This is a genomic window from Nocardia otitidiscaviarum (assembly GCF_007362295.1).
Classification (GTDB): Bacteria; Actinomycetota; Actinomycetes; order Mycobacteriales; family Mycobacteriaceae; genus Nocardia; species Nocardia otitidiscaviarum.
The window spans coordinates 2,647,694-2,672,939 of record NZ_CP041695.1; the positions used below are offsets into that span (position 1 = coordinate 2,647,694).

At 69.6% G+C, this 25,246-nt stretch carries 22 protein-coding genes and 1 riboswitch; of the genes, 9 read left to right on the plus strand and 13 right to left on the minus strand.

What is annotated here, in order from left to right; translation table 11 throughout:
* Nucleotides 1-19: 19 nt before the first annotated feature.
* The 4 genes from ftsR to gcvP all read left to right on the plus strand — a co-directional run bounded on the left by ftsR (nt 20) and on the right by gcvP (nt 5,492).
* Entirely contained in the window at nt 20-781 is a 762-nt protein-coding gene (gene ftsR / locus FOH10_RS11570; RefSeq protein WP_085996412.1) for a transcriptional regulator FtsR, read from the plus strand.
* A gap of 306 nt (nt 782-1,087) precedes the next feature.
* The gene (locus FOH10_RS11575) at nt 1,088-1,561 is read left to right on the plus strand and encodes a bifunctional nuclease family protein (RefSeq protein ID WP_029930635.1); all 474 of its coding nucleotides are present in this window, start codon (nt 1,088-1,090) and stop codon (nt 1,559-1,561) included.
* A gap of 183 nt (nt 1,562-1,744) precedes the next feature.
* Nucleotides 1,745-2,308, plus strand: coding sequence for a MerR family transcriptional regulator (locus tag FOH10_RS11580; RefSeq protein WP_029930634.1), 564 nt, complete (start codon nt 1,745-1,747; stop codon nt 2,306-2,308).
* 98 nt (nt 2,309-2,406) lie between these two features.
* Nucleotides 2,407-2,499: riboswitch (glycine riboswitch) on the plus strand.
* A gap of 155 nt (nt 2,500-2,654) precedes the next feature.
* Nucleotides 2,655-5,492 (plus strand): aminomethyl-transferring glycine dehydrogenase, encoded by a 2,838-nt coding sequence (gene gcvP, locus FOH10_RS11585; RefSeq protein WP_143980705.1) that lies wholly within the window; start codon nt 2,655-2,657, stop codon nt 5,490-5,492.
* Between the two features lie 143 nt (nt 5,493-5,635).
* Here the strand turns inward: gcvP and FOH10_RS11590 are convergent, their stop codons facing one another.
* The 6 genes from FOH10_RS11590 to FOH10_RS34785 all read right to left on the minus strand — a co-directional run bounded on the left by FOH10_RS11590 (nt 5,636) and on the right by FOH10_RS34785 (nt 11,371).
* Nucleotides 5,636-7,840 carry a WD40 repeat domain-containing serine/threonine protein kinase gene (locus tag FOH10_RS11590; RefSeq protein ID WP_143980706.1) on the minus strand — a complete coding sequence of 735 codons (2,205 nt, stop codon included), beginning with the start codon at nt 7,838-7,840 and terminating at the stop codon, nt 5,636-5,638.
* A 151-nt stretch (nt 7,841-7,991) separates the two neighbouring features.
* Nucleotides 7,992-8,405 carry a DUF7144 family membrane protein gene (locus tag FOH10_RS11595; RefSeq protein ID WP_143980707.1) on the minus strand — a complete coding sequence of 138 codons (414 nt, stop codon included), beginning with the start codon at nt 8,403-8,405 and terminating at the stop codon, nt 7,992-7,994.
* 57 nt (nt 8,406-8,462) lie between these two features.
* The gene (locus FOH10_RS11600; RefSeq protein WP_186000798.1) at nt 8,463-10,139 is read right to left on the minus strand and encodes a VWA domain-containing protein; all 1,677 of its coding nucleotides are present in this window, start codon (nt 10,137-10,139) and stop codon (nt 8,463-8,465) included.
* A gap of 182 nt (nt 10,140-10,321) precedes the next feature.
* Nucleotides 10,322-10,588: a WhiB family transcriptional regulator gene (locus FOH10_RS11605; RefSeq protein WP_039813340.1), complete on the minus strand. Its 267-nt coding sequence runs from the start codon at nt 10,586-10,588 to the stop codon at nt 10,322-10,324.
* Nucleotides 10,589-10,622: 34 nt separating this feature from the next.
* A complete protein-coding gene (locus tag FOH10_RS11610; protein WP_244961898.1) occupies nt 10,623-11,168 on the minus strand; it encodes an HNH endonuclease in 546 nt (181 codons plus the stop codon).
* A 53-nt stretch (nt 11,169-11,221) separates the two neighbouring features.
* A complete protein-coding gene (locus FOH10_RS34785) occupies nt 11,222-11,371 on the minus strand; it encodes a hypothetical protein (RefSeq protein WP_158453179.1) in 150 nt (49 codons plus the stop codon).
* 284 nt (nt 11,372-11,655) lie between these two features.
* Here FOH10_RS34785 and FOH10_RS11615 point away from each other — a divergent pair, with 284 nt between their 5' ends.
* Nucleotides 11,656-12,666, plus strand: a complete 1,011-nt coding sequence (locus FOH10_RS11615; RefSeq protein ID WP_186000799.1) for a fused (3R)-hydroxyacyl-ACP dehydratase subunits HadA/HadB — start codon at nt 11,656-11,658, stop codon at nt 12,664-12,666.
* Nucleotides 12,667-12,903: 237 nt separating this feature from the next.
* On the opposite strand, the gene FOH10_RS11620 is transcribed toward FOH10_RS11615, so the two are convergent.
* From FOH10_RS11620 to FOH10_RS11630, 3 genes are all read right to left on the minus strand, one after another.
* The gene (locus FOH10_RS11620) at nt 12,904-13,623 is read right to left on the minus strand and encodes an anti-sigma factor (RefSeq protein ID WP_143980710.1); all 720 of its coding nucleotides are present in this window, start codon (nt 13,621-13,623) and stop codon (nt 12,904-12,906) included.
* A complete protein-coding gene (gene sigK, locus FOH10_RS11625; protein ID WP_143980711.1) occupies nt 13,616-14,272 on the minus strand; it encodes an ECF RNA polymerase sigma factor SigK in 657 nt (218 codons plus the stop codon). The genes FOH10_RS11620 and sigK overlap by 8 nt, the downstream gene beginning before the upstream one ends.
* A gap of 389 nt (nt 14,273-14,661) precedes the next feature.
* Nucleotides 14,662-16,851, minus strand: a complete 2,190-nt coding sequence (locus FOH10_RS11630) for a malate synthase G (RefSeq protein ID WP_143980712.1) — start codon at nt 16,849-16,851, stop codon at nt 14,662-14,664.
* A gap of 182 nt (nt 16,852-17,033) precedes the next feature.
* Here FOH10_RS11630 and FOH10_RS11635 point away from each other — a divergent pair, with 182 nt between their 5' ends.
* Genes FOH10_RS11635 through FOH10_RS11645 form a run of 3 tightly spaced genes read left to right on the plus strand, consistent with a single transcriptional unit; the run spans nt 17,034 to nt 19,709 of the window.
* Nucleotides 17,034-17,780 (plus strand): SDR family NAD(P)-dependent oxidoreductase, encoded by a 747-nt coding sequence (locus tag FOH10_RS11635; RefSeq protein WP_143980713.1) that lies wholly within the window; start codon nt 17,034-17,036, stop codon nt 17,778-17,780.
* Nucleotides 17,777-18,409 (plus strand): TetR/AcrR family transcriptional regulator, encoded by a 633-nt coding sequence (locus FOH10_RS11640; protein ID WP_143980714.1) that lies wholly within the window; start codon nt 17,777-17,779, stop codon nt 18,407-18,409. Before FOH10_RS11635 ends, FOH10_RS11640 begins: the two co-directional genes overlap by 4 nt.
* Nucleotides 18,410-18,419: 10 nt before the next feature.
* The gene (locus FOH10_RS11645; RefSeq protein WP_143980715.1) at nt 18,420-19,709 is read left to right on the plus strand and encodes an acyl-CoA dehydrogenase family protein; all 1,290 of its coding nucleotides are present in this window, start codon (nt 18,420-18,422) and stop codon (nt 19,707-19,709) included.
* Between the two features lie 84 nt (nt 19,710-19,793).
* Here FOH10_RS11645 and FOH10_RS11650 read toward each other — a convergent pair whose 3' ends face one another.
* From FOH10_RS11650 to FOH10_RS11660, 3 genes are all read right to left on the minus strand, one after another.
* Nucleotides 19,794-21,248 carry an SDR family oxidoreductase gene (locus tag FOH10_RS11650; RefSeq protein WP_143980716.1) on the minus strand — a complete coding sequence of 485 codons (1,455 nt, stop codon included), beginning with the start codon at nt 21,246-21,248 and terminating at the stop codon, nt 19,794-19,796.
* A gap of 63 nt (nt 21,249-21,311) precedes the next feature.
* Complete coding sequence (locus FOH10_RS11655; protein WP_143980717.1) at nt 21,312-21,845, minus strand: TspO/MBR family protein; 534 nt, start codon at nt 21,843-21,845, stop codon at nt 21,312-21,314.
* A complete protein-coding gene (locus FOH10_RS11660) occupies nt 21,820-23,871 on the minus strand; it encodes an MMPL family transporter (RefSeq protein ID WP_143984026.1) in 2,052 nt (683 codons plus the stop codon). Before FOH10_RS11660 ends, FOH10_RS11655 begins: the two co-directional genes overlap by 26 nt.
* 160 nt (nt 23,872-24,031) lie before the next feature.
* Between FOH10_RS11660 and FOH10_RS11665 the strand changes: the two genes are divergently transcribed.
* Entirely contained in the window at nt 24,032-24,556 is a 525-nt protein-coding gene (locus FOH10_RS11665; RefSeq protein WP_244961901.1) for a MarR family winged helix-turn-helix transcriptional regulator, read from the plus strand.
* 70 nt (nt 24,557-24,626) lie between these two features.
* Here FOH10_RS11665 and FOH10_RS11670 read toward each other — a convergent pair whose 3' ends face one another.
* Entirely contained in the window at nt 24,627-25,211 is a 585-nt protein-coding gene (locus tag FOH10_RS11670; protein ID WP_143980718.1) for a TetR/AcrR family transcriptional regulator, read from the minus strand.
* Nucleotides 25,212-25,246 lie beyond the last annotated feature (35 nt).

The window sequence follows — 25,246 nt, forward strand, 5'->3', positions numbered from 1 at the left end:
GCAGTGGACGCGCGGAGGTATGTCGATCGGCTCCGTGCTGGATCTCCTGCGTCCGGACTTTCCGGACATCACCATCTCGAAGATCCGATTCCTCGAATCGGAGGGACTGATCAGCCCGGAGCGCACCCCGTCGGGTTACCGCAGGTTCGCGGTGCACGACGTGGAGCGGCTCCGGTTCGTGCTGACCGCGCAGCGGGACCAGTACCTGCCGCTGAAGGTGATCAAGGAACAACTCGAGGCGATCGACAAGGGGGCCGCCACGCTCGGGGTGCGGGAAGCTCGCGCCCGAGCGGGCGGCGGGGGAGTCGACGCGGTGAACGGATCCGCGCCCACCGACGGTGCGGGCCGCCTGCGGCGGCTCGGGGTCGTGCCCGGTGAGGTATCGCCCGAGGAACTCCGGTTCGATCACGAGATCCGGGTTACTCGGGCGGACCTGATCGACCAGGCCGGTATCGACGAGAAGTTCCTTCAGGAGCTGATCCGCGCCGGACTGATCACCCCCGGCGCGGCCGGTTTCTTCGACACCGACGCGGTGACGCTGGCCCGCACCGCGCAGGCATTGAGTGAATTCGGTTTGGAGGCACGGCATCTGCGCGCCTTCAAGCTGGCGGCGGATCGAGAGGCGGCGCTGGTGGCCCAGATCGCCGCCCCGATCGCCAAGAGTCGGGACGAGGACGCGCGCGCCCGCGCGGAGGAGACGGTGCGGGAGTTGGCGGCATTGTCGCTGACCCTGCACACCTGCCTGGTGAAGACCGCCGTGCGCGCTTCCCTCGGCGGCTGAGATCCTCGCCCTGTGTGTCGGGCACGGTGTCGGTGCCGACGCGTATTGTGGCTCTTACGTCAGCAATGGCGTTCCGGACCGCCCAGCAGGTGGCCGGGTCATCAATGCCTGTGGAGAGTCGGGCGCCGGCCAGTTCCCAACGGGGACTGGTGGAACCGGACTCGGCGAAGCAGGAATCCGCACCGATTCGGTGTGGGGACACCCGAGAAGGGTGGTGTCGGAGGAAAATGGCCGACGCGCTTTAGACTCGGTGATACGGCACCGAGCGGCAGGGCGGCAGCCGGGCGAGTTTATGGGAGGCGTGCCATGAGCGAAATGCGTGTGATCGGCATCCGTGTCGAGCAGCCACAGAACCAGCCCGTGCTGTTGCTTCGCGAGGTATCCGGCGACCGATACCTACCCATCTGGATCGGGCAGGCCGAGGCGACGGCGATAGTGCTCGAACAGGAGGGCGTCACGCCCATCCGTCCGCTGACCCACGATCTGGTCAAGATCCTCATCAAGGAGTTGGGCCACACCTTGAAGGAGGTGCGGATCGTGGATCTGCAGGAGGGCACCTTCTACGCCGATCTGGTCTTCGAGAACGGTCCGCGCATCTCGGCGCGGCCGTCGGACTCGGTCGCCATCGCATTGCGGGTGGGCTGCCCGATCTACGCCGAGGAGGCGGTGCTCGAGGAGGCCGGGCTGGTCATGCCGGACGAGCGCGAGGACGAGGTCGAGAAGTTCAAGGAATTCCTCGAATCGGTTTCGCCGGACGACTTCAAGGCGACCGACAGCTGAGTGGCCGATCCGATACGGAAACGTGTCTCGACCTCAGGTTTAGGGTGAGAAACACGCGGTCGAGCAGGCTTGGTCGGATGCCGATACTGCCGGGACAATCGGGAGAGTAGCCTCGATAGTTAGGCCATTCGCTCCAGTATTGATGACGAGCCCTGATAGGCCACGGTAGTGAGGGAGTAGTCAGTGGGAGATCAACCGCAAGACGTGGTACAGCCAGGGCTGTTCCCCGATGACACGGTGCCCGATGATCTGGTTGGCTACCGAGTTCCCACTGCGTGCCAGGCGGCGGGAATCACCTATCGCCAACTCGACTATTGGGCACGCACCGGACTGGTCGCTCCGTCCATTCGCACCGCCACCGGATCCGGCAGCCAGCGCCTGTACTCGTTCAAGGACATCCTGGTCCTCAAGATCGTGAAGCGCCTGCTCGACGCGGGCATCTCGCTGCAGAACATCCGCATCGCGGTCGACCATCTGCGCAGCCGCGGTGTCGAGGATCTGGCGGGCATCACGCTCTTCTCCGACGGCACCACCGTCTACGAGTGCACCTCGCCCGAGGAGGTCGTGGATCTGCTCCAGGGCGGCCAGGGCGTCTTCGGCATCGCCGTCAGCGGCGCCATGCGCGAATTGACCGGCGCGATAGCCAATTTCCCGGCCGAACGCGCCGAGGAGGGCAATGCCACCGACCGCCCGGAGGACGAACTCGCCTTCCGGCGCAAGGCCCGCCTCAACGCCAAGACCGGTTAGCGATTCGATAGCGGCATCGCGCGACGCGCCGCCCCAGGTGTGAAATCGGCCCAGGCAACAATCCTGTAACCAGGGTCGGCATACACTGGGCGGTGCGTCGCCGCCGTGCGGGAGAGTTCCGGGACCACCGGACGCCGAAGGAGCAGCACCTCCCCGTCAATCTCTCAGGCACCAGGGACCGTACGGAGATTCGACGCCTCTGGAAAGCGGTGGTCCGCGACCACCCGCCCATGGGGAAAGGGCACCGCTCACCCGGCGGACCCGAATCTCTCAGGCTCCACGACAGAGGGGGAGGGCACCCGACTGTCGACCCCGTCGGTCGACCCGCCCGAACCTTGGAGCTGCCGTGCAGAATCGATCCTTCGCCGACCGCCATATCGGACCCGATCGCGGCGAAACCGACCGCATCCTGTCCGCCATCGGCATCGGATCCCTGGACGAGCTGGCCGAACGGGCCGTGCCCGCCAGCATTCTCGACGCCGCCGCCACCAACGGCCTGGCCGCGCTGCCGCCCGCGATGAGCGAGCACGAGGCACTCGCCGAACTGGCCGCGCTGGCCGCGTCCAACACCGTCGCCACCAGCATGATCGGCCTCGGCTACTACGACACCCTCACTCCGCCGGTGCTGGTGCGCAACCTGCTCGAGAACCCGGCCTGGTACACCGCCTACACCCCGTATCAGCCGGAGATCTCGCAGGGCCGCCTGGAGGCGCTGCTCAACTTCCAGACCATGGTGTCGGATCTGACCGGGATGGAGGTGGCCAACGCCTCCATGCTGGACGAGGCCACCGCCGCCGCCGAAGCCATGACGCTGCTGCAGCGCGCCAACCGCAAGTCGAAGTCGTCGCGACTGCTCATCGACACCGATCTGTTCCCGCAGACCCGGACCGTGCTGTACACCCGCGCCGAACCGCTCGGGATCGAGATCGTGGAGGCCGACCTCGCCGCGGGCGAACTGCCCGAGGGCGACTTCTTCGGCGTGCTGGCGCAACTGCCGGGCGCGTCGGGCCGCATCGTGGACTGGCAGCCGCTCATCGACGCCGCCCACGAGCGTGGCGCACTGGTGGGCATCGGCGCGGACCTGCTGGCCCTGACACTGCTCACCCCGCCCGGCGAACAGGGCGCGGACGCCTGCTTCGGCACCACCCAGCGCTTCGGCGTGCCCCTGGGCTTCGGCGGCCCGCACGCCGGATATCTGGCCGTGCACTCCGCGCACGCCCGTCAGCTGCCGGGCCGACTGGTCGGCGTCTCGGTGGACGCCGACGGCAGCCTCGCCTACCGCCTCGCGTTGCAGACCCGCGAACAGCACATCCGCCGCGAGAAGGCCACCTCCAATATCTGCACCGCCCAGGTGCTGCTGGCCATCGTGGCCGCCATGTACGCCTCCTACCACGGCGCCGACGGGCTGCGCGCCATCGCCCGCCGGGTGCACGGGCACGCGCAGTGGCTGGCCGCCGGACTCGGCGACGCCGTGGTGCACCAGCGCTTCTTCGACACGGTGCTGGTGAAGGTGCCGGGCGGCGCGGAGGCCATCGTGGCCAAGGCCAAGGGCGCGGGCATCAACCTGCGCCTGGTGGACGCCGACCATGTCGGCATCGCCTGCGACGAGGCCACCACCGACGCGCACGTGGTGGCGGTGCTCGACTGCTTCGGCGCGGAGATCCCGGTCGGCCCCGAGGGCGCGCTGCTGCACGGTGCGCAGCGCCCGCACATCGAGAACCGCACCTCGGAGTTCCTCACCGCCCCCGCGTTCACCAGGTACCACACCGAAACCGCCATGCTGCGCTACCTGCGCGCGCTGTCGGACAAGGACATCGCGCTGGACCGCAGCATGATTCCGCTGGGCTCGTGCACCATGAAGCTCAATGCCACCGCGGAAATGGAGTCCATCACCTGGCCGGGCTTCAACCGCGTGCACCCGTACGCCCCCGTCGAGGACGCCCCGGGCCTGCGCCGTCTCATCGCGGATCTGGAGGGCTGGCTGACGGCGGTCACCGGCTACGACCGGGTTTCGTTGCAGCCCAACGCCGGTAGCCAGGGCGAGTACGCGGGTCTGCTCGCCATCCGCCGCTACCATCTGGACCGCGGCGACACCCACCGCGACACCTGCCTGATCCCGTCCAGCGCGCACGGCACCAACGCCGCCTCGGCCGCCATGGTCGGCATGCGCGTGGAGGTGGTGAAGTGCCGCGCCAACGGTGACGTGGACCTGGACGATCTGCGCGCCAAGATCGCCGATCACGCCGAGCGGCTGGCCTGCATCATGATCACCTACCCGTCCACGCACGGCGTGTACGAGCACGAGGTGGCCGAGCTGTGCGCCCTGGTGCACGAGGCGGGCGGTCAGGTGTACGTGGACGGCGCGAACCTCAATGCCCTTGTCGGCCTGGCCCGTCCGGGCAAGTTCGGCGGTGACGTCAGCCACCTGAACCTGCACAAGACCTTCTGCATCCCGCACGGCGGCGGTGGTCCCGGCGTCGGGCCGGTCGCGGTCCGTGAGCACCTGGCGCGGTACCTGCCCGGCAATCCGCTGGAGCGGGATTCGTACGCGGTGTCGGCGGCCGAATTCGGTTCGGCCTCCATCCTGCCCATCACCTGGGCTTACATTCGCATGATGGGTGCCGACGGGCTGCGCCGCGCCACCCTGACCGCCATCGCCTCGGCCAACTACATCGCCCAGCGCCTCAACGACCACTTCCCGGTGCTCTACACCGGCGACAACGACATGGTCGCCCACGAGTGCATCCTGGACCTGCGCGAGATCACCAAGCGCACCGGCGTCACCGTCGACGATGTGGCGAAACGCCTGGCGGACTACGGATTCCACGCACCCACCATGAGCTTCCCGGTGGCGGGCACCCTCATGGTGGAGCCCACCGAGAGCGAGAACCTGGAGGAGCTGGACGCCTTCATCGACGCCATGATCGCCATCAAGGCCGAGATCGACCAGGTGGCCGCCGGAGTCTGGCCCGCCGACGACAACCCGCTGCGCGGGGCTCCGCACACCGCGGAGTGCCTGGTCGGCGAGTGGGATCACCCGTACAGTCGAGAGACCGCGGTGTATCCGCGCGGGGTGAAGCACGCCCGCGCCAAGGTGTGGCCGTCGGTGCGGCGCATCGACGGGGCCTACGGCGACCGCAACCTGGTGTGCTCCTGCCCGCCACTGGACGCCTACGCCGAATGAGCACCTGCGCCGAATGAGTGCCTGCACCGGAATGAGTGCCTGCGCCGAATGAGTGCCTGCACCGAATGAGTGCCTGCACCGAATGAGTGCCTGCACCGAATGAAATTGTGCCGCACCGGTTCCCGCGTGGAGCCGGTGCGGTGTCACACCGCCGGTTCCCACAGGCGCAGCGTGGCGTCGCTGCCGGTGGTGGCGAGCAGGCGGCCGTCGGGGCTGAAGGTGACCGCGTAGACGGCGTCGGTGTGGCCGGTGAGCGGTTCGCCGAGCTGGCGGCGGGTGGTGACATCCCACAGCCGCACGGTGCCGTCGTCGCCGCCGCTGGCCAGGGTGGCGCCGTCGGGTGCGAAGGCCACCGCGCGGACGCCGCCGGTGTGGCCGGGGATGGCATCGCCGAGCTGGCGATGGGTGCCGGTGTCCCAGATCCGCGCGGTACCGTCCGCGCCGGTGGTGGCCAGCAGGCTGGCGTCGGGACTGAAGATCACCGTACGCACCCGGTCGGTGTGCCCGAGGAACGGCGCACCCAGCTGCCGGCGGGTGCGCACGTCCCACAGTCGCACCGTCATATCGAAGCCCGCGCTGGCCAGCATGGTGCCGTCCGGGCTGAACGCGACCGCGTTGACCGCGGCGGTATGGCCGTGCAACGGCGCGCCGACCTGCTGCCGGGAGTCCACCCCGCGCAGCCGGATCAGGCTGTCGCTGCCCGCGGTGGCGAGGAGCACGCCGTCGGGGGCGAAGGCGACGGCATTGATCGACCCGGCGGCATCGGACAGCGGTTCACCGAGTGGTCGCCCGGTGCGCACATCCCACAGTCGCGCGGTGGTGTCCGCGCTGGTGGTCGCGAGGGTGGCGCCGTCGGGGGCGAAGGCGACCGAACGCACCCGATCGGTATGACCGGTCAGCGGTTCGCCTGCCGGACCGCCCGCGCCGACATCCCAGAGCCGCGCGCTCTTGTCGAAACTCGCCGTCGCCACCAGCGCCCCGTCCGGGCTGAAGCGCACGTCGTGCACCAGGCCGGTGTGGCCGGTGAGCACCGTGCGCAGCCGCGAACCCGCACGGGGCGCATCGCGCTGCCCCGGCGCATCGGACCGGCCGGACGAATCCTCCTGGGTGAGCAGTACGACGGCGGTCGCGACGGCGGCGACGGGTGCCACGATCCCGAGCGCCGAGAGCAGGCGTCGCCGCGTGATGGCCGGCGACTTCGCCTGGGGGACAGGGGGTTCGGTGGGTTCGCGGCTGGGCGGTGGTGCGGGCGCGGTGGGAGTGTCCCAGCTCCCGTCCATCGGTGGGCAGCCGGGTGGTGGCGTGGTCGCGGCGGCCGGGCCCGCGTCGGTCTGGCCGGCGTTGGTCTGGCCGGCGTTGGTCTGGCCCGCGTCAGTCTGGCCGGCGATGGTCTGGCCGGCGTCGGTCGACGGTGATGCGGGAACCGCTGGTGGTGCCGGGAGCGGCCGTGAGTCGGGGAGCGGTTGCGGGGCGGGGAGCGGCGGTGAGTCGGGGAGCGGTCGCGGGGCGGGGAGCGTGGCCGATTCGCGCAGCGCCGTCACCGCGGCCTCCGCCAAGGCGGTGCAGGTGGGGTAGCGGTCCGCCGGGTCCTTGGCCATGGCGGTGGCGATCACCCGGTCCACCCCGGCCGGCAGATCCGGTCGGCACGAGGTGGCCTGCGGCGGAGTCTGGTGCAGATGGGCGTGCAGGACCGCGGCGAGGGTGTCGCGGGGATAGGGCACCGTATCGGTGAGCAGCCGGTACAGCGTCGCGCCCAGCGCGTACACATCGGCGCGCCGGTCGAGCGGATGCCCGGTGAGCAGTTCGGGGGCCGCGTAGGCGAAGGTCGCGCGCACCGAGGTGGTGACGGTGGTGGTGTCGTCCAGACTGCGGGCGATACCGAAATCGGTCAGGTACACGTGCCGCCGCTGCCGGACCGCGGTGGTGAGCAGATTCGCGGGTTTGACATCGCGGTGCAGCACCCCCCGCCGATGCGCGTGATCGAGACCGTCGGCGGCCTGTGCGATCACCTCCACCGCGACCTCGGCCGCCAGCGGCCCGTCGCGCAGCACCTGCCCGATATCGGGGCCGTCCACGTAGTCCATGGCGATCCACAGGTGGTCGCCCTCGGTGCCGCGGTCGTGCACCCGCACGATATTCGGATGCTGCAAGCGTGCCGCGATCTCGGCCTCCCGTTCGAAGTACGCGCGCGCCGCGGGATCGCGGCCCAGATCCGCCGAGAGGACCTTGAGCGCGACATCCATGGGCAGCCGGGGATGGCGGGCCAGATACACCGTGCCCATGCCGCCCACGCCGATCACGCGCTGGATGGCGTATCCGGCGAATATCGCACCCTGGTGGAGAGTCACGGGTCCTCCCTGTGCTACCCGCCCGGCGTGGTCGCCGGTCTCCTGGTATCCAGTGTGAATCCGTTCGCGTTAATGGCGCACCCCCCGAACACGCGACGGCGCCCCACCGATCGCGCGGATCGATGGGGCGCCGTGCACCGTCGGGCTCGGGTCAGACGGCGTCGGGCTTCCAGGTCGCGACGGCCCAGATGATCACCACGTCCAGGGCGATGATGACGATCGACCAGATCGGGTAGTAGGGCAGCCACAGGAAGTTGGCGATGATCGACAGCGCCGCCAGGATCATGGCGGCGGCGCGGCCCCAGGTGGTGCCCGCCATCAGGCCGATGGCGGCGATGACCACGATCGCGCCGAGGATGATGTGGATCCATCCCCACCCGGTGGTGTTGAGCTTGTAGACGTAGTCGTTGACATCCACGATCACCAGATCGTCGGATGCCGCGGCCGAGATGCCCTCGAGGATCGAGAGCACGCCGACCACCAGCAGCAGGACCGCGGCCGCGATGGAGGTGCCCGCGGCGAAACCCTGCTTGAGCGAACTGTCGGTGCTCGTCGTATGCGCCATTCCCGCAATCTCCCACGAGTTAGCCGACAGTGTGCGACGACATGCCGAAGGAGTTGATCAGGGGGTGGTCAGGGCCTGATTCATGGCACTGCCGAAGGCCAGCTCGTCGGTGGTGGGCACCTGGGTGAAGGTGCCATTGGTTTGCTCGGTGAGGGTGCGCAGGGTTTGCGGGCCCTGGCCGCCGATCGCGATGACGTCGATCCGCACCGGGCGGGCCGGATCGGCGAGGGCGGCGATAGTCGCCAGCAGTTGGTCGCCGGTGACGGGGGAGTCGTCGTCGGGGCCGTCGGTGACGAGCAGGATCGAATTGGTCCGTCCCGGCGCGTAATTCGCGACGGCGTCGCGGTAGGCCGCCTCCAGGGTGGGATAGGCGCGGTCGGGTTGGGTGCTGGTCGCCGAGATATCGGACAGCTCCCGCACCAGTTCGGCCCGATGCGCGTCGGTGAGCGGAGCGGTCCGCGAGACCACCCGGTAGGGCTGGTTCCCGTCCAGGTTCTTGCCGAAGGTCCAGACGCCCAGCCCGAAATCGGGCGGCATCACGTTCATCACCGATTGCAGGGCGGCGAGGGTGTTGGCCAGGCGGGTGGCCGCCCCTTCGGTGGTGGCCATCGAGGACGACACGTCCACCAGTGCGGTGGCGCTCACCCCCAGCACCGGATTCGCCAGCACCTCCTGGACGCGGAGCAGCACCGCCTGTTCCGGCACCGGCGGCCCGGCGGGCGGTGCGGCGCCGAAACCGTTGTCGGTGAACAGCTTCGCCTGTTCGGGTGCGCGCAGATAGTCGGCGAACAGGCCCGCCACCAGATTCTGGGTCTGGTCCACCCAGTCGCCGGTGAGCAGCGCCGCCGGGTAGTCGGCCACCGGGGTCGCGCCCAGCGGGCGGAAGGCGGTCAGGCCGCGATTGGCCTTGATGCGCTGCTCGGTGGCGGTGACCGCGTGCACGGTCGCCGCGGGCAGATCGTCGGCGCCGGCCGCATCCAGCAGGGCGCGGCCGAGATCGGTCGCCTCGGGCGCACCCGCCGCGAGCCGCGAGATCGCCGAGGTCACCTGACCGGAGGACGCGGCCTCCGCGGTGAGCGGATCCGAGCCCGACACCCCCGATCCGACCGCGAGCGCGGCGGCCAGACTGTCGTCACCCGGTGGCATGGCCAGCCGCAGTCCGCCCCAGCCGCCCAGCCCCACCTCGGCGAGCGAACCCTGTTGCAGTCCGGGCAGATCCGCCCAGGTGGTCTGGGCCGCCTCCAGTGCCCGCCGGAGCTGGTCGGGGACGGCCAGCGCGATCGGGCTCACCGCGACCGGCGCGGGCGTGCCCTCCACCAGTCCGGGCACCCGCATGAGCGCCACCGAACGCGACGAATCCGGAATCCACAGTGCGGGCTGCGGCCCCAGCTCCGGATTCCACGGTGCGTCGGCGGTGAACGCGGCGACCACGGCAGCCGATGCCCGCGCGGTCACCTCGACCTGCGCGCAGTGATCACGCACCCGGGGGTTGGTGGCGTTGTAGCGTTGCGCCGCCGCCCGCACCGGTTCCGCGATATCCGGATCGACGGTGACATGCAGCGTGGTGGTGCCCTCGGCGCAGGCGGCGGCCGCCGCCGCATCCCGATCCTTGGCCCGTTCGGCCAGCCAGCTCCAGCCGACCACCGCCACCGCCAGCACCACCACCGCCACCAGAGCGATGACCGGACCTTTGCTGACCCCACGTGACCGGCCTCGGGCGCGATGAGTTCCCACGATCGTCAGTCTATGTTCACGCGAAATTCGCCTCGCAGGTCAGGCGGGGTTTGCGACGGCACCGGGGCGGAGGCGAGGCGATCACGGGTCACCATCTTGCCCGGAACCGGCCCGAGACACGAATCGGCGGGTACGCGAGGAGGCCGCCGTCGTGCGGGGCACGACGGCGGCCTCGGGGCGAGTCAATCGCGGATCAGTGTGCCGCGGTCGTACTCGTGCCCGCCCCAGACGCCGGACTGCCCGGTGCTGGCGGCGAAGTCACCGCATTCGCGCCGGATGGGGCAGGCCGCGCAGATGGTGCGCGCGTAGTCGAAGTCCTGCGAGGGGTAGGGGAACCAGGCGTCGTGGTTCGGGTCGCCCTTGCAGGCCGCGCGGGCCCAGTAGTCCTTCGAGTCGGAGATGGGGAGCAGATCCGCCAGGCTCAGCTCCCGAACTGCTGTTTTCGTCATCGGATCTCGCTCCTTTCATGTCCGATCACGTGGTTTACGATGCGGCCAGTTCCTTCCAGATCCGCCGCTGCTTCTTCGCCATGTCCTGGGGAGCGCGGGGCTCCCACAGCAGGCGCATGCCGGCCTCCTCGGGAGTCCGGTCCGCCTTGTAGGTGTTGCACCGTCCGCAGGCGGCGATGAGGTTGTCCCAGGTGTTGGGGCCGCCTCGGCTGCGGGGCCGGATGTGGTCGACGGTGCGGGCCCATCCGGCGCAGTACCCGCAGCGGTAGGCGTCGCGCCGCAGCACGGCGGGCAGGGTGGCCCGGCTGCCGTCGGTGACCGTCACGCTGTGCTCGAGGTAGACGTAGCGCCGCAGTCGGATGGTCTCCGGCAGTGCCAGCTCCAGGCTTTTCGAGCGAATGGGGAAGTGCGGGTCCCGATCCACCACCGTCTCGGCGGCACCGCTGATGAGCAGCACCACGGCGCGCTCGGCGCGGATCTCGGTCAGCGTCTCGTAGGAGGCGTTGAGGAGCAGCACTCCCGTGTGTATCCAGTTGTCGACGGTTATCGCCGGCGGGTCGTCGGCGTGACGGAACAGCATGGGTGTCACCATGTTTCGTGAAAAGGAAGGAGGGGACGAGAGGAAGCGGCGGGTCAGGCCCGCGCGGCGAGGCGGCCGATATTCCGGCCCAGCCGTTCGAGCTTGTCCATATCACTGCCGTGCTGCGAGTACTCCGGATGCAAAGCCGCCTCCTCCTTCCCTGGGTCGCCGACCGCTCGGTCGGGATGATCGTCGAAACTCATGGTGGCACAACGGACCTGCCGTTGTCGTGAGGATTTTGTCGTGCGGATTTTGTCGTGCGGATCTCCACCCCCGCCGTACCTCTACAACGGTGGAGTGGCCGGATTTGTTTCACCGAAACCGATTACGGATTCGCAACGAGGCGAGTGCCACTGCCCGAGCACCCGCGCGCGAACGCCGAGCAGGCGAATGTGTTGTAGATCACACCAGCGTGCCGAGGGCAATCCGGCGGCCCAGCGGGTACCGACTAGTTGGTAACTCATTCCCGGTCCTGGAGGAGAAGTCCGTGCTAGATGCCACCCTCGCCGATCCGCACACGCTGGTCGGGCGCACCTACCGGTTGCGCGACCACTACGAGGTCGGTCGCGAGCAGGTGCGCGAATTCGCCCGCGCGGTCCAGAACGATCATCCGGCCCACCTGCACGAGGACGTGGCCGCCGGCTACGGCTGCGCGACACTGCCCGCCCCGCCCACCTTCGCGGCTCTGCTCGGCGGCAGGGTGCAGGCGGCCCTGGGGCAGTTGCTCACCGACTGCGACCTCACCTCCACGGTGCAGACCGAGCAGACCTTCGACTTCCATCGGCCCATCCTGGTCGGCGACCGGCTCACCAGCCACATCGGACTGCTGTCGCGCCGCAAGGCATTCGGCGGGGACCTCATGGTGGTGGGCAACGAGGTCACCGACGCGCACGGCGGCGCCGTGCTGACCGCGACCACCGGACTGGTGGCGCGGGCGGACGGCGGGCCGGACGAGCGATTCGCCGCGATCGGCGAGAACGTCCTGCACCACGGCCTGCTCGACGCCGAACCGCCCGCCTTCGACGAGGTCGAGGCGGTCTCGCCCGTCCACCCCGCGCCCCGGCCGGTGACCGGCGGCCGCGACCTGGCCGCGGTGGCGGTCGGTGACCGGCTGCCGTCCCGCGTCTACCGGCTCACCCTGGGCGATCTGGTGCGCTACGCCGGAGTGGCCGGGGATCCCAACCCGATCCACTGGCATCCCGCCAGCGCCGAGGCGGTCGGCATGGGTCCCGGCGTCCTCGCGCACGGCATGCTCACCATGAGTCTGGGCGCGGGCTACCTCACCGCGTGGACCGGCGATCCGACCGCCCTGCGCCGCTACCGGGTCCGGCTGTCCACCCCGGTGCGGGTGCTGCCCGGCACGACCGGGGAAATCGAACTCGGCGGCCGGGTCAGCGAGATCGACACCGCGACCCGGACCGCCACCATCGCCCTCACCGCCACCCACGACGGCCGCCGGGTCTTCGGCGGGGCGACCGCCACCGTAGCGCTCGCCTGACGAAAGTATCCGCGGCACAGGCGGATCGGTCCGCGCAGTGAACTGACCGGTTCGGTCAGGCGGGAGGTCGACAGTGCAGGTCGGTCGGCCGGGTGGGTGTGTAGGCCGGATGGGTGGGGCGGTCGCACGGGTTGGTTGATCGCGCTGGTTGGTTGGCCGGGCGGGTCGGTCGGCCGCGCGGGTCGGTTGATCGCGCTGGTTGGTTGGCCGGGCGGGTCGGTCGGCCGCGCGGGTCGGTCAGTCGAGGGGGACCGCGACCACCGGGTCGGTGGTTGGTTGGTCCGAGCCGCCGGTGGGCTCCACCGAGAGCGCGAGCAGGTCGGCGTGGTCCAGCGGTACCACCGCCGGATCGTCCGAGGCGGGGAGGTCGTCGAGCACACCGGCCGAGACGGGTTGGCCGCCCTCGGGGATGAGCCACAGCTGATAGGTGTGGTTCGGCGGCGCGGCGGGCACCGCGTCGAAGGACACGGCGGCGGCGTCCAAGCGTGCCGAGGTGGTGACGACGATATCGCCGCCGCCGGTGACCGGGGCGCGCGTTTGCCGCGCATCCGGCTCGGCGAGCACCCGCTGCGCGGTCACCGCGCCCGAATCCCGCTGCTGCGCACGGTCGATCGCCAGGAACGTGCCGACCCCGATCGCGAGGATCAGCACCGCCGCGGCGGCCAGCCAGCGCACCGGCCAGGTCCGGGTCGCCGGTGCGGTGGCCGCCAACTGGCGGTCCAGGGCGGCTTGGACGGACGCCTCGACGTGGTCGGGCGCGGGATGCCTGTCGACCACGGTGAGCGCCGCGAGGGTCTCGCGGATATCGCGCACGGAGTCGCGGAAGGCGGTCGCCGCCGCGGCGTCGGCGGTACGCACCCGCTCCTCCACCGCCGCGCGCTCGTCGTCGGAGAGCGCGTCGAGTGCGTACGGGTAGGCGAGGTCGAGCAGATCGGTGTCGGGTGAGTGGTCAGGCATCGGTCACCGATCCTGTCAAACAGCTGCGCAGTCGGCGCAATCCGTCACGAATGCGAGTCTTCACCGTGGACAACGGGATACCGAGATCATCGGCCACCTCCGGATAGGTCCGGCCGCCGTAGTAGGCGAGCGCCACCGTTTCCCGCTGGATATCGGTGAGGGTGGCCAGGCAGTCGAGCACGGCGCGCTCCTCGGAGCGCTGTGTCACCGTCTCGGCGACGATATCGTGATCTCGGCCCAGATGCCGCTGACCGTAAGCGAAATCGCGGTGTCCCCGGGAGTATTCGGTACGGGCGCGATCCACCGCGCGCCGATGGGTGAGCATCATGAGCCAGCCGATCGGACTGGCCAGCCGCTTATCGTACTGGTCGGCAGAGTTCCACACGTACAGGTACACCTCCTGGGTGACCTCCTCGGCGGCCGGGGGACGACGCAGAATCCGCAGCGCCAGACCGTACACGCGGTCGTGAGTCGAGCGGTAGAAGGCGGTGAAGGCGTCCCGATCGCCCGCGGCGACACCCCGCAACAGCGCCGCCAGGCGGCGCATCTGCTCCGGATCGGGCGTCGGCCGGACGGCCGGGCAACTCTCGGACCGCTCGACCCGGTTGTCGCCGGCATCAGCGGAGAGGGTGCGGCCTTCATCGGCCATATGCGGTGTCTTTCCTGGTCGGATAGCTCGCCGGTACGGGTACCTCGCAGCCTAGCGGCCGGTGCCGCGGCACGCCGGATATTCTCGCGCACCGCGGTTCCCCCGCGAATCCGCCGGCTCGGACGACCGCCGAACGCACGCTCGCGGCCGCCCGAGGCATAGGAGCGGACCCGCTAGAGCGGCATCGGGCCGGAAGAGCCGCTGGAGGCCCACCACCAGGCCGCGTTCACGCGGGCGATGATCAGATTGACGACATCGAGAACGGTACTGCCCATGGAGCTTTCCTCTGCTGGGGAACGACTGACGCCGCGCAGCCTACCCACTCCGGAGACACGAATCCCCCCGGTCGACCGAGATCGACCAGGGGGATGCGCGCGGATTGTCCGCGATTACGCGCCGAACTTGGCGTTGTACTCCTTGGCCTCGCGGCGGCGGCGGTGCAGGATGGGCTCGGTGTAGCCGTTGGGCTGCTCGGTGCCCTCGAGCACGAGTTCCTTGGCGGCCTGGAAGGCGATGCTGGAGGCGAAGTCCGGGGCCATCGGGCGGTAGCTCGGATCACCGGCGTTCTGGCGGTCGACGACCGGGGCCATGCGTTCGAGGGAGGCGATGACCTCGTCCTCGGACACCACTCCGTGGCGCAGCCAGTTGGCCACCAGCTGGGAGGAGATGCGCAGGGTGGCGCGGTCCTCCATCAGGCCGACGTCCTTGATGTCGGGCACCTTGGAGCAGCCGACGCCCTGGTCGATCCAGCGGACCACGTAGCCGAGGATGCCCTGGGAGTTGTTGTCGAGTTCCTGCTGCTTCTCCTCGGCCGACCAGTTGGTGTCGGCGGCGAGGGGGATCTCCAGGATCTGATCGACGCTGGCGCGCGCACCGCCCTTGGCGATCTCGGCCTGCCGCTTGAACACGTCCACCAGGTGGTAGTGGGTGGCGTGCAGGGTGGCGGCGGTGGGCGAGGGCACCCAGGCGGTGTTCGCACCGGCCTTGGGGTGGCCGACCTTCTGGACCAGCATGTCCGCCATCAGGTCCGGCATGGCCCACATGCCCTTGCCGATCTGCGCCTTACCGGGCAGGCCGGTGGCGATACCGGTGTCGACATTGAAGTCCTCGTAGGACAGGATCCACTGCTGGCCCTTCATCTCGGCCTTGCGGACCATGGGCCCGGCCTCCATGGAGGTGTGGATCTCGTCGCCGGTGCGGTCGAGGAAGCCGGTGTTGATGAAGACCACGCGGTCCTTGGCGGCGTGGATGCACGCCTTCAGGTTCACCGTGGTGCGCCGCTCCTCGTCCATGATGCCGACCTTGAGGGTGTTGGCGGGCAGACCCACCACCTCCTCGATCCGGCCGAACAGCTCGTTGGTGAACGCGACCTCGTCGGGGCCGTGCATCTTCGGCTTCACGATGTAGATGGAGCCGGTCCGGGTGTTCTTCAGCTTGGTGTCGCCATTGAGCGCGTGCTTGGCGATCAGCACGGTGAGCAGGCCGTCCATGATGCCCTCGGGCACCTCGTTGCCGTCGGCGTCGAGGATGGCGTCGGAGGTCATGAGGTGGCCGACATTGCGCACGAACAGCAGCGAGCGGCCGTGCAGCACCAGCTCCGAGCCGTCGAGGGCGGTGTAGACCCGGTCGGGGTTCATGGTGCGGGTGAAGGACTTGCCGCCCTTGCTGACCTCTTCGGCCAGATCACCCTTCATCAGGCCCAGCCAGTTGTGGTAGCAGAGGACCTTGTCCTCGGCGTCCACCGCGGCGACCGAGTCCTCGAAGTCCATGATGGTGGTGACCGCGGACTCCAGCACCACATCCTTGACACCGGCGGTGTCGGTGGAGCCGATTGGCGAGGACGGGTCGATCTGGATCTCGATGTGCAGGCCGTGGTGCTTCAGCAGCACCGAGGTCGGGTTCGCCGGATCACCCAGGTACCCGACCAGCGCCGAGGGGTCGGCCAAGCCGATGTCGGTGCCGTCCTCCAGCCCGACGACGAGCTCACCGTCTTCGATCGAGTACTTGGTGGAGCCGACGTGCGAGCCGGTGATCAGCGGCACCGCGTCGTCGAGGAAGTTGCGGGCCCATTCGATGACCTTGTCACCGCGGACCTTGTTGTAGCCGGTGCCCTTCTCCGCGCCGTTCTCCTCGGAGATGGCGTCGGTGCCGTACAGGGCGTCATACAGCGAGCCCCAGCGCGCGTTCGCCGCGTTGATGGCGAAGCGGGCGTTCATCACCGGCACCACGAGCTGCGGGCCCGCGGTGGTGGCGATTTCGGCGTCCACGTTCTCGGTGCCGATCTGGAAATCGGCCGGTTCGGGACGCAGGTAGCCGATCTCGGTGAGGAACTGCTTGTAGGCAGCCTTGTCGTAGCCGGTGCCGGGGTGAGCACGGTGCCACTCGTCGATCTTGGCCTGGATGTCGTCGCGTTCGGTGAGCAGAGCACGGTTACGGGGAGCGAGGTCGTTGATGACGGCCTCGGCACCCGACCAGAACGCGGCGGAATCTACGCCGGTGCCGGGAAGGGCCTCGTTCTCCACGAAATCGTGGAGCACCTTGGCAACCTGGAGCCCGCCGACCTGAATCCGCTCTGTCATCTAATGCCTCATTTCGAGAAGCCGGGTGGAAAAAGTACGCCCGTCATGTTACTCGCGGGTATGTGGCGGGCGGCGGCGGCCTGCACTTCCGGATGGGTCACCGGTCTTGATTGTATCGGGCGGTACATTTAATGTACTGATCGGAACATTTCTGCCGTTCCCGGACACGAAGGTGTGGGTGCATGGGAAAGTCCTTGTCGGAGAAGGTCGTTGTGGTCACCGGCGGCAGCCGCGGGCTGGGTCGCGAGATGGTGCACGCCTTCGCCGACGCCGGGGCCCACGTGGTGATCGCCAGCCGCAAACTCGACGCCTGCGCGGCCCTGGCCGCCGAGGTGCGCGCGAAGTACGGTGTCCGGGCGCTGCCGGTGGCCTGCAATGTCGGCGTCTGGGAGCAGTGCGACGCCCTGGTCGACGCCGTGTACGCGGAATTCGACAGGGTGGACGTGCTGGTCAACAACGCGGGCATGTCCCTGCTGTACCCGAGTCTGGACCGGGTCACCGAGGCCATGTTCGACAAGGTGATCGCCACCAACCTCAAGGGTGCGTTCCGGTTGTCGGCCCGCATCGGTCCGCGCATGGCGGCCGCGGGCGGCGGCTCGATCATCAATATCTCCTCCATCGAGGCCGCGAAACCCGAACCCCTCGCGGTGCCCTACGCGGCCGCCAAGGCCGGACTGGAGGCGCTCACCGGCGGGCTGGCGCAGACCTACGGCCCGGCGGTGCGGGTCAACACCATTCGCTGCGGGGCCTTCGACACCGATATCGCCAAGGCGTGGCCGCAGGAGATGCGCGATCACCTCGCCCAGCACAACGCGCTCGGGCGGATCGGCGTCCCGGCCGATATCGTCGGGGCCGCACTGTTCTTCGCCTCCGACGCGTCGGCCTTCTGCACCGGGGCGACCCTGGCCCTGGACGGCGGCTGGCGATGACCGCGGCACCGGCCCGGCGGCGCGGACGGCCACCCGCCTCGGCGGCGAGCCCGGGGGAGACCCGGGAGCGGATCATGCGCGCGGCCATGGAACTGTTCGCGGAGAAGGGATTCCATGCCACCGGCGTCGGCGAGATCGGCGACCGGGCCGGGATCCAGCGCGGCGCACTGTATTACCACATCGGATCCAAGGAAGAACTGCTCTTCCAGATCCGGCGCAACTACACCCAGCTCATGCTGGACGCCGCCGCGGCCGTCGCCGAGCGCGACGCCGCACCGATCGACAAGCTGCGCACCCTGATTCGCGACCATGTCCGCCTGATCATCGAACACCAGCACGAGGTGACCATCGCGCTGCGCGACGCCGGGGCGCTCACCCCCGAACGCGAGGCCGACCTGCAGCAATTGCGCGAGGCCATTCAGGGCTGCTGGCAGCGGGTCTTCGACGAGGGCCACCGCGCCGGAGCGCTGGGCACCAACGACCACGTCGTCACCAACAGTGTGGTGGCCATGTTGAACATGGTCAGCCGCTGGTACCGCCCCGACGGCGCGCGCACCCCCGACGAGATCGCCGACATTCTCACCACCACCATCCTCGACGGTGTCGCGGCACCGGCCGGAAACAAGTGAAAGGCTGACCATGGCTTGGGATTTCGAGACCGACCCGGAATACCAGCGGAAGCTGGACTGGGTGGCCGATTTCGTGCGGAACGAGGTCGAGCCGCTCGACCTGCTGTACCCGGAACCCTACGACCGCACCAACCCCGAGATCCGGGCGCTGATGAAACCGTTGCAGGAGAAGGTGAAAGCGCAGGGCCTGTGGGCCTGCCATCTCGGCCCGGAACTCGGCGGCCCCGGCTACGGCCAGCTCAAACTGGCCCTGCTCAACGAGGTCATCGGCACCTCCAAGTGGGCACCGCTGGTCTTCGGCTGCCAGGCACCGGATTCCGGCAATGCCGAAATCCTCGCCCATTTCGGCACCCCGGAGCAGAAGGCCAGGTATCTGCAACCGTTGCTCGACGGTGAGATCGGCTCCTGCTATGTGATGACCGAACCCACCGGCGGCTCCGATCCGACGGCCTTCAAGACGCGCGCGGTGCGCGACGGCGACCACTGGGTCATCAACGGCGAGAAGTGGTTCAACTCCGCCGCCGAATTCGCCACCTTCCACATCGTCATGGTGGTCACCGATCCGGACGCCGAACCGCACCGGCGGCTGTCCATGTTCATCGTCCCCGCCGACGCCCCCGGCCTGGAGATCGTGAAGAACTTCACGGTGCCCGGATTCAGCGAGAACGAGGGGCATCTGCGTTTCACCGATGTGCGGGTGCCCGCCGACGCGCTGCTCGGGACCGAGGGACTCGGCTTCATCGTGGCCCAGACCCGCCTCGGCGGCGGTCGCGTGCACCACGCCATGCGCACGGTCGCCATGGTGCGCAAGGCCTTCGACATGATGTGCGAGCGCGCCGTCTCCCGGCCCATGCGCAAGGGTGTGCTCGGCGGTCTGCAGATGACGCAGGAGAAGATCGCCGAAGCCTGGATCGAGATGGAGCAGTTCCGGCTGCTGGTGCTGCGCACCGCCTGGCGGATCGACAAGGAGCAGGACTACCGCAAGGTCCGCCACGATATCGCGGCCATCAAGGTGGCCATGCCCAAGGTCATGCACGATATCGCCCAGCGCGCCATGCACCTGCACGGCGCCATCGGCGTCAGCACCGATCTGCCGTTCGTGGACATGATGAACTACGCCCAGGTCATGGCCATCGCGGACGGGCCCACCGAGGTCCACAAGATCACCCTCGCCAAGGAGATCCTGAAGACCTACGAGCCCGGCGATCCGGTGTACCCGAGCGGCTACCGCCCGGCGCTGCGGGAGAAGGCGCGGGAACTGGTGGTGCAGCGGCTCGAACACACCGTCGGGAACCTGTGAGCGCATCCCGCTGACCGAACCCCGCCGACCGAAGCCCGTCGACGGGAACGGCTGGCGGACAAGGGTTCTCGTCAGCGGGGCCGGTCACGCCACCGGTGCGCGCTCGGCGGTCCCGGTGATATTGCGGGCCATGCCGCCGAAGATCACCGCGTGGAACGGGGCGATGGACTGCCAGTAGAGCTGTCCGGCGAATCCGTGCGGTTCGAAGACGGCGCGCTGCCGGTACACCGCACCGCCGTCGGCCCCCGGTGCGACCGACAGCTCCAGCCAGGCGCGCCCGGGCACCCGCATCTCGGCGCGCAGTCGCAGCAGCCGCGGACGCTCGATGTGCTCGACCCGCCACCAGTCCAGGGCCTCGCCGGGGCGCAGCCGGTGCGGATCGCGACGGCCGCGCCGCAGCCCCACCCCGCCCGCGAGCCGGTCGATCCAGCCGCGCAGCGACCACGCCAGCGGGAACGAATACCACCCGTTCTCCCCGCCGATCGCCTCGATCACCGCCCAGACACCGTCGGGGTCGGCGGTGGTGGCGAGTTCGCGCACATCCGTGTAGACGGTGCCGCCGGACCACTCCGGATCGGTGGGCAGCGGATCGGACGGCGCACCGGCATCCGACCAGCGGGTGGGCACGTCGAGATCCTTGATGCGGGCCAGCGCCAGTTCGACGGCACGGCGATAGCCGGTCGGGCCCTCCGGCGGCGGCGGAATGTGCTCGTCGATGGCGGTGTCACGGCACACCACGTCATTGATCAGCGACTCCATCAGCGGGACGGCGATGGAGCGGGGGACCGGGGTCACCAGATTCACCCACTGCGCCGACAGCCACGGCGTCAACACCGGTACCGGCACGATGACCCGCCGCGTGAGTCCGGCGACGGCAGCGTAGCCGTGCATCATGTCCACGTAGGTCAGCACATCGGGACCGCCGATATCGAACGCGCCCGACACCGAGACCGGCAGCTCGGCGGCGGCCACCAGATAGTGCAGAACATCGCGGACCGCGATGGGTTGGATGCGGTTGCGGGCCCAGCGCGGGGTCACCATAACCGGCAGCCGCTCGGTCAGATACCGCAGCATCTCGAAACTGGCCGAACCCGATCCGATGATCACCCCGGCGCGCAGCACCAGCGCCGGCGTCGACCCGGCCAGCAGAATATCGCCGACCTCGGCGCGCGAGCGCAGATGCCGCGACAGCCGCTGACCATCCGGGGTGATGCCGCCGAGATAGACGATGCGCCGCAGCCCGGCCCGGCCCGCCCCGGCCGCGGCGAGTTCGGCGGCGCGCCGATCCACCTCCTCGAAATCGGTGCGGCTGAGCGAATGGATCAGGTAGTAGAGGACGTCCTGACCCGCGAGCGCGCCGTCCACCGCCTCGGCATCGGTGACATCACCGGTGAGCACCTCCACCCGATCCCGCCACGGCACCTCGGCGAGCTTCTCCGGACTGCGGACCAGCAGCCGCACGCTGTGGCCCCGGCTCAGCAGCTCCGGCACCAGTCGGCCGCCGATGTATCCGGTCGCCCCGAAGATCACACAGCGCACGCGCTCACCTCTTCCGGTCGGTCGTACTCCGCACGGTCGGTCGTTCGGCTCAGGTGTGCACCGTCAGGTGTTCAACTGCCAGACGGCCAGATTCAGCGCCGCCGCGAAGACGGTCCACAGCAGATAGGGTACGAGCATTCCGGCGGCCCACCGCTGGTGGCGCGCGAACAGCACGATGGTGGCGACGATTGCGACCAGCAGGACCAGGATCTCCGCGAAGGCCACCCCGCGCCATTCGGCCGCGAAGAACAGCGGCGTCCACAGCGCGTTCAGGATCAGCTGGACCACGAAGACACCGAGGGCGACACGCACCCGCTGCCACGGCGCGGCGCGCCACACCAGCCACGCCGCGATCGCCATGAGCGAGTAGAGCAGCGTCCACACCGGACCGAACAGCCACGAGGGCGGTGCCCAGGCCGGTTGTTCCAGGGCTTCGTACTTGTCGGCGGTCGAGACCGCCGACAGATTCCCGACCGCGGCCGCCGCGGCGACCAGCAGCGCGATCACCGCCAGCCCGGCCACCTGCGCGCCGGTGCCGTAGTGCGCCGGTCCGGATCGACGCACGGTCGAATCACTCGTTCCCGCTCGGCTGTTCATGATCACTCCGTTCTGTCACCGCTCCTACGGCGGCTTCCCTCGGTGTGGTGGTCGAAACCCGGGCGGTGTGCGCGTCCGGGCGGCTCGGCCACCAGATGCGCGCACCGATCAGCCGGAACAACGCCGGGATGACGACGGTGCGCACCACGAAGGTGTCGAGCACGATGCCGATGCCGACGACGATGCCGAGCTGGGTCAGGGTGATCAGCGGCAGCACCCCGAGCACCGTGAACACCGCCGCCAGCACGATGCCCGCGCTGGTGATGACCGCGCCGGTGGCCGAGACCGCGCGCACCATGGCGCGGGTGGTGCCGTACTCCGGCGTCTCCTCGCGAACCCGGGTGACCAGGAAGATGGTGTAGTCGACGCCCAGCGCCACCAGGAACAGGAACGCGAACAGCGGTACGTTCGTATCCAGCGCCGGGAAACCGAACACGTGGGTGCCGAGCCAGCTGCCCAGACCCAGGGCGGCCAGCGCGCTCAGAACCGTCACCGCGACCAGCAGCAGGGCGGCCGGGACGGCGCGCAGCAGGGCGAACAGGATCAGCAGCACCACGGCCAGGATGAGCGGGATGACGACGAGCCGGTCACGTCCCGCCGTCGTACTCGTGTCCAGGGCCTCGGCGTCGCTGCCGCCGACCAGCGCCTGCGCGTCGGGGATGTCGGCGAGCCCGGCGCGCAGCGTGCGGACGAGTTCGGCCGAGCGGTCCGAGGCGGGTGGCGCGTCGAGCACCACCGACCAGCGGGTCAGGCCGGTCGGCGCGGTGCCGGTCGGGGTCGCCCGCACCACGCCGGGGGTCCCGGTCAGCACCTCGCCGACGGCCGCGTCGGCCTCGGAGCGGACCACCACCACGGTGGGGTCCGACGCTCCCGCGGGGAAATGCCGGGCGAGGGTGTCGAATCCGTCGACGGATTCCGCGCGCACCCGGAACTGCTCGGTCTGCGAGAGGCCGACCTCGACGGTGAACAGCCCCGCCACGCAGACCGCGAGCAGCGCCGTGGTCGCCGCCAGCACCGGCAGCGGCCGGTCGGTGACGCGGGTGGCGAGGGTGTGCCACGCGCCCCGTTCGGCGAGATCGGTGCCGTCGGGTCGCGGGACGAAGGGCCAGAACACCCGCCGCCCGCACAGGGCCAGCGCGGGCGGCAGCCCGACGAGGACGAAGGCCAGCGCCACCAGCAGTCCGGCCGCGGCCAGCGCGCCCAGGCTGCGGGTGCTGGGCGCGGCGGCCAACAGCAGGACGAGCAGGGCGGTCACGACGGTCAGATTGCTGGCCAGGATGGCGGGTCCGGCGCGGCCGACGGCCCGCCGCAGCGCCGCGCGGTGGTCGGGCTCACGGCGTAGTTCGTCGCGGTAGCGGGAGACCAGCAGCAGTGCGTAGTTGGTGCCCGCGCCGAACACCAGCACGCTGGTGATGCCGGAGGTGGAGCCGTCGAAGGTGAGCCCGGTCCAGCGGGCCAGGCCGGTGGCGACGCTGATCGCGACCCGGTCGGCGAGTCCGATCACCAGCAGCGGAACCAGCCACAGCACGGGGGAGCGGTAGGTGAGGATGAGCAGCAGGGCGACCACGCTCGCGGTCACCGCCAGCAGCGTGGTGTTCGCGCCCGCGAAGGAGTCGGAGATGTCGGCGGCGAAAGCGGGGCCGCCGGTGACCTCGAGGACCAGGTCGTCGGGCAGTCCGGCGCGGGCGTCCTGGCGCAGCCGATCGACGCGGTCGGAGAGCTCCGTGCCGCTCAGGTCGGCGGGCACCGGGATCGAGGCGAGAACGGCCGCGCCGTCGGGGGCGGGGACGAGCGCATCGGCCGGGGGCGCGCCGGAGGCGGTCGTGCGGGCCACCGCATCGGCTACCGCGGCCCGATCGGACTCGGTCAGCGCGCCGCCGTCGGCGCGGGTCACCACGGCGATGGCGGCGGCGGTGTCCGCATCCGGGAACTGCTCCAGTGCCCGGTCCGCGCGGGCGGATTCCGCGCTCGCGGGCAGTGACTGCGGGGCGCTGCCCGCCGTGTCGTTCTTGCCGATACCCGCCATGAGCGCTCCGCCGACGGCGATGAGCAGTATCGGCAACAGCCATGACCGGCGTGCCGTGACCAGTGTCGCGTAGCGATCCCAGATACCCACTCGACCAAATATCTCAGATTCTTAATTATTAAGCAATCGAGAGAACTGGTGAGCGGTTTAGGCTGACTCCGTGAGTGAGAGCGATTCGACCGCCATCCCGCGCGGATCGGCCGCGGCGGAGGACCGTGCGGCGCTGGAGACGGAGATCGGCGCGGACCTGCGCGCCCTGACCGCCGTGTCCGAGCAGCTGGGCCATGCCTTCGCGCGATCGGAGAACTTGCGCCCCAACGACTTTCGGGCGCTGTTGCACGTCGCCACCGCCGAATTCGCCGATCGCCCGCTCACCCCCGGCCAGCTCGGCAAGCTCATGGGCATGTCCTCACCCGCGGTCACCTACCTGGTGGAGCGGCTGAGTGAATCCGGCTATCTGCGCCGCGCCGACGACCCGAGTGACCGTCGCCGAGTGATCCTGCACCACGACGACTCCGGCCGCGCGGCCGCCGAGAACTTCTTCCTGCCACTCGGCCAGCGCACCCGCGCGGCCATGGCCGAGTTCTCCGACGCCGACCTGTACGCCACCCACCGCGTGCTCACCGCCGTAATCCACGCTCTGCGTGCGCATTTCGACGCCGTGACCGATCCGGCGGCCCGGTGAACAGCGCCCGGACACCGGCAAGCGACAACCCGATCATCAGGTCCAGCTGAAGTCAAGGCCCCGTCCGGGCTCAGGGGGTGAGTCCGACGGCGGGCAGGATGGCCTGGTCGACGATATCGGCGAGGGTCCGCTCGCCGGGCAGCGCGCCGGTGTCGAACGCGATCTTGAGTACCAGCGCCTCACCGATATCGAGGACCACGGGGGTGAGCCGCGCCGGATCGATTCGCCCGATGCGCGCGTAGTGATGCAGGACCGTGCTGGTGAAGCGGCCGCCCGCGGGCTCGAAGACATCCGAGTAGACGGCCTCGGCCAGCTCCGGATAGCGGGCGCGGTCCAGCAGAATCGCCGCGACGGCGCGCGCCGTCGGCGTATCCATCCAGTCGACCAGCAGTTTCAGTGCCGCGATCAGATCGTGGCGGAGATCGTCGGTGGCCGAGACCGTCTCGTGCGGGAATGCGGAGCGGACGGCATCCAGCAATACCGCCTGCGGACTGTCCCAGCGCCGGTACAGCGAGGTTTTCGCGATGCCGGAGCGCTGGGCGATGCGTTCCATGGTGAGCCTGCCGAGGCCGACCTCGTCGAACTCCTCGATGACGGCGGTGCGAATCGCCGCCACCACCTCGGCGTCGCTGCGGCGGCCGCGCGTGCTCGGCATGGTTGTCGGTCCTTCGTCGGGTCGGGAGGTACGTT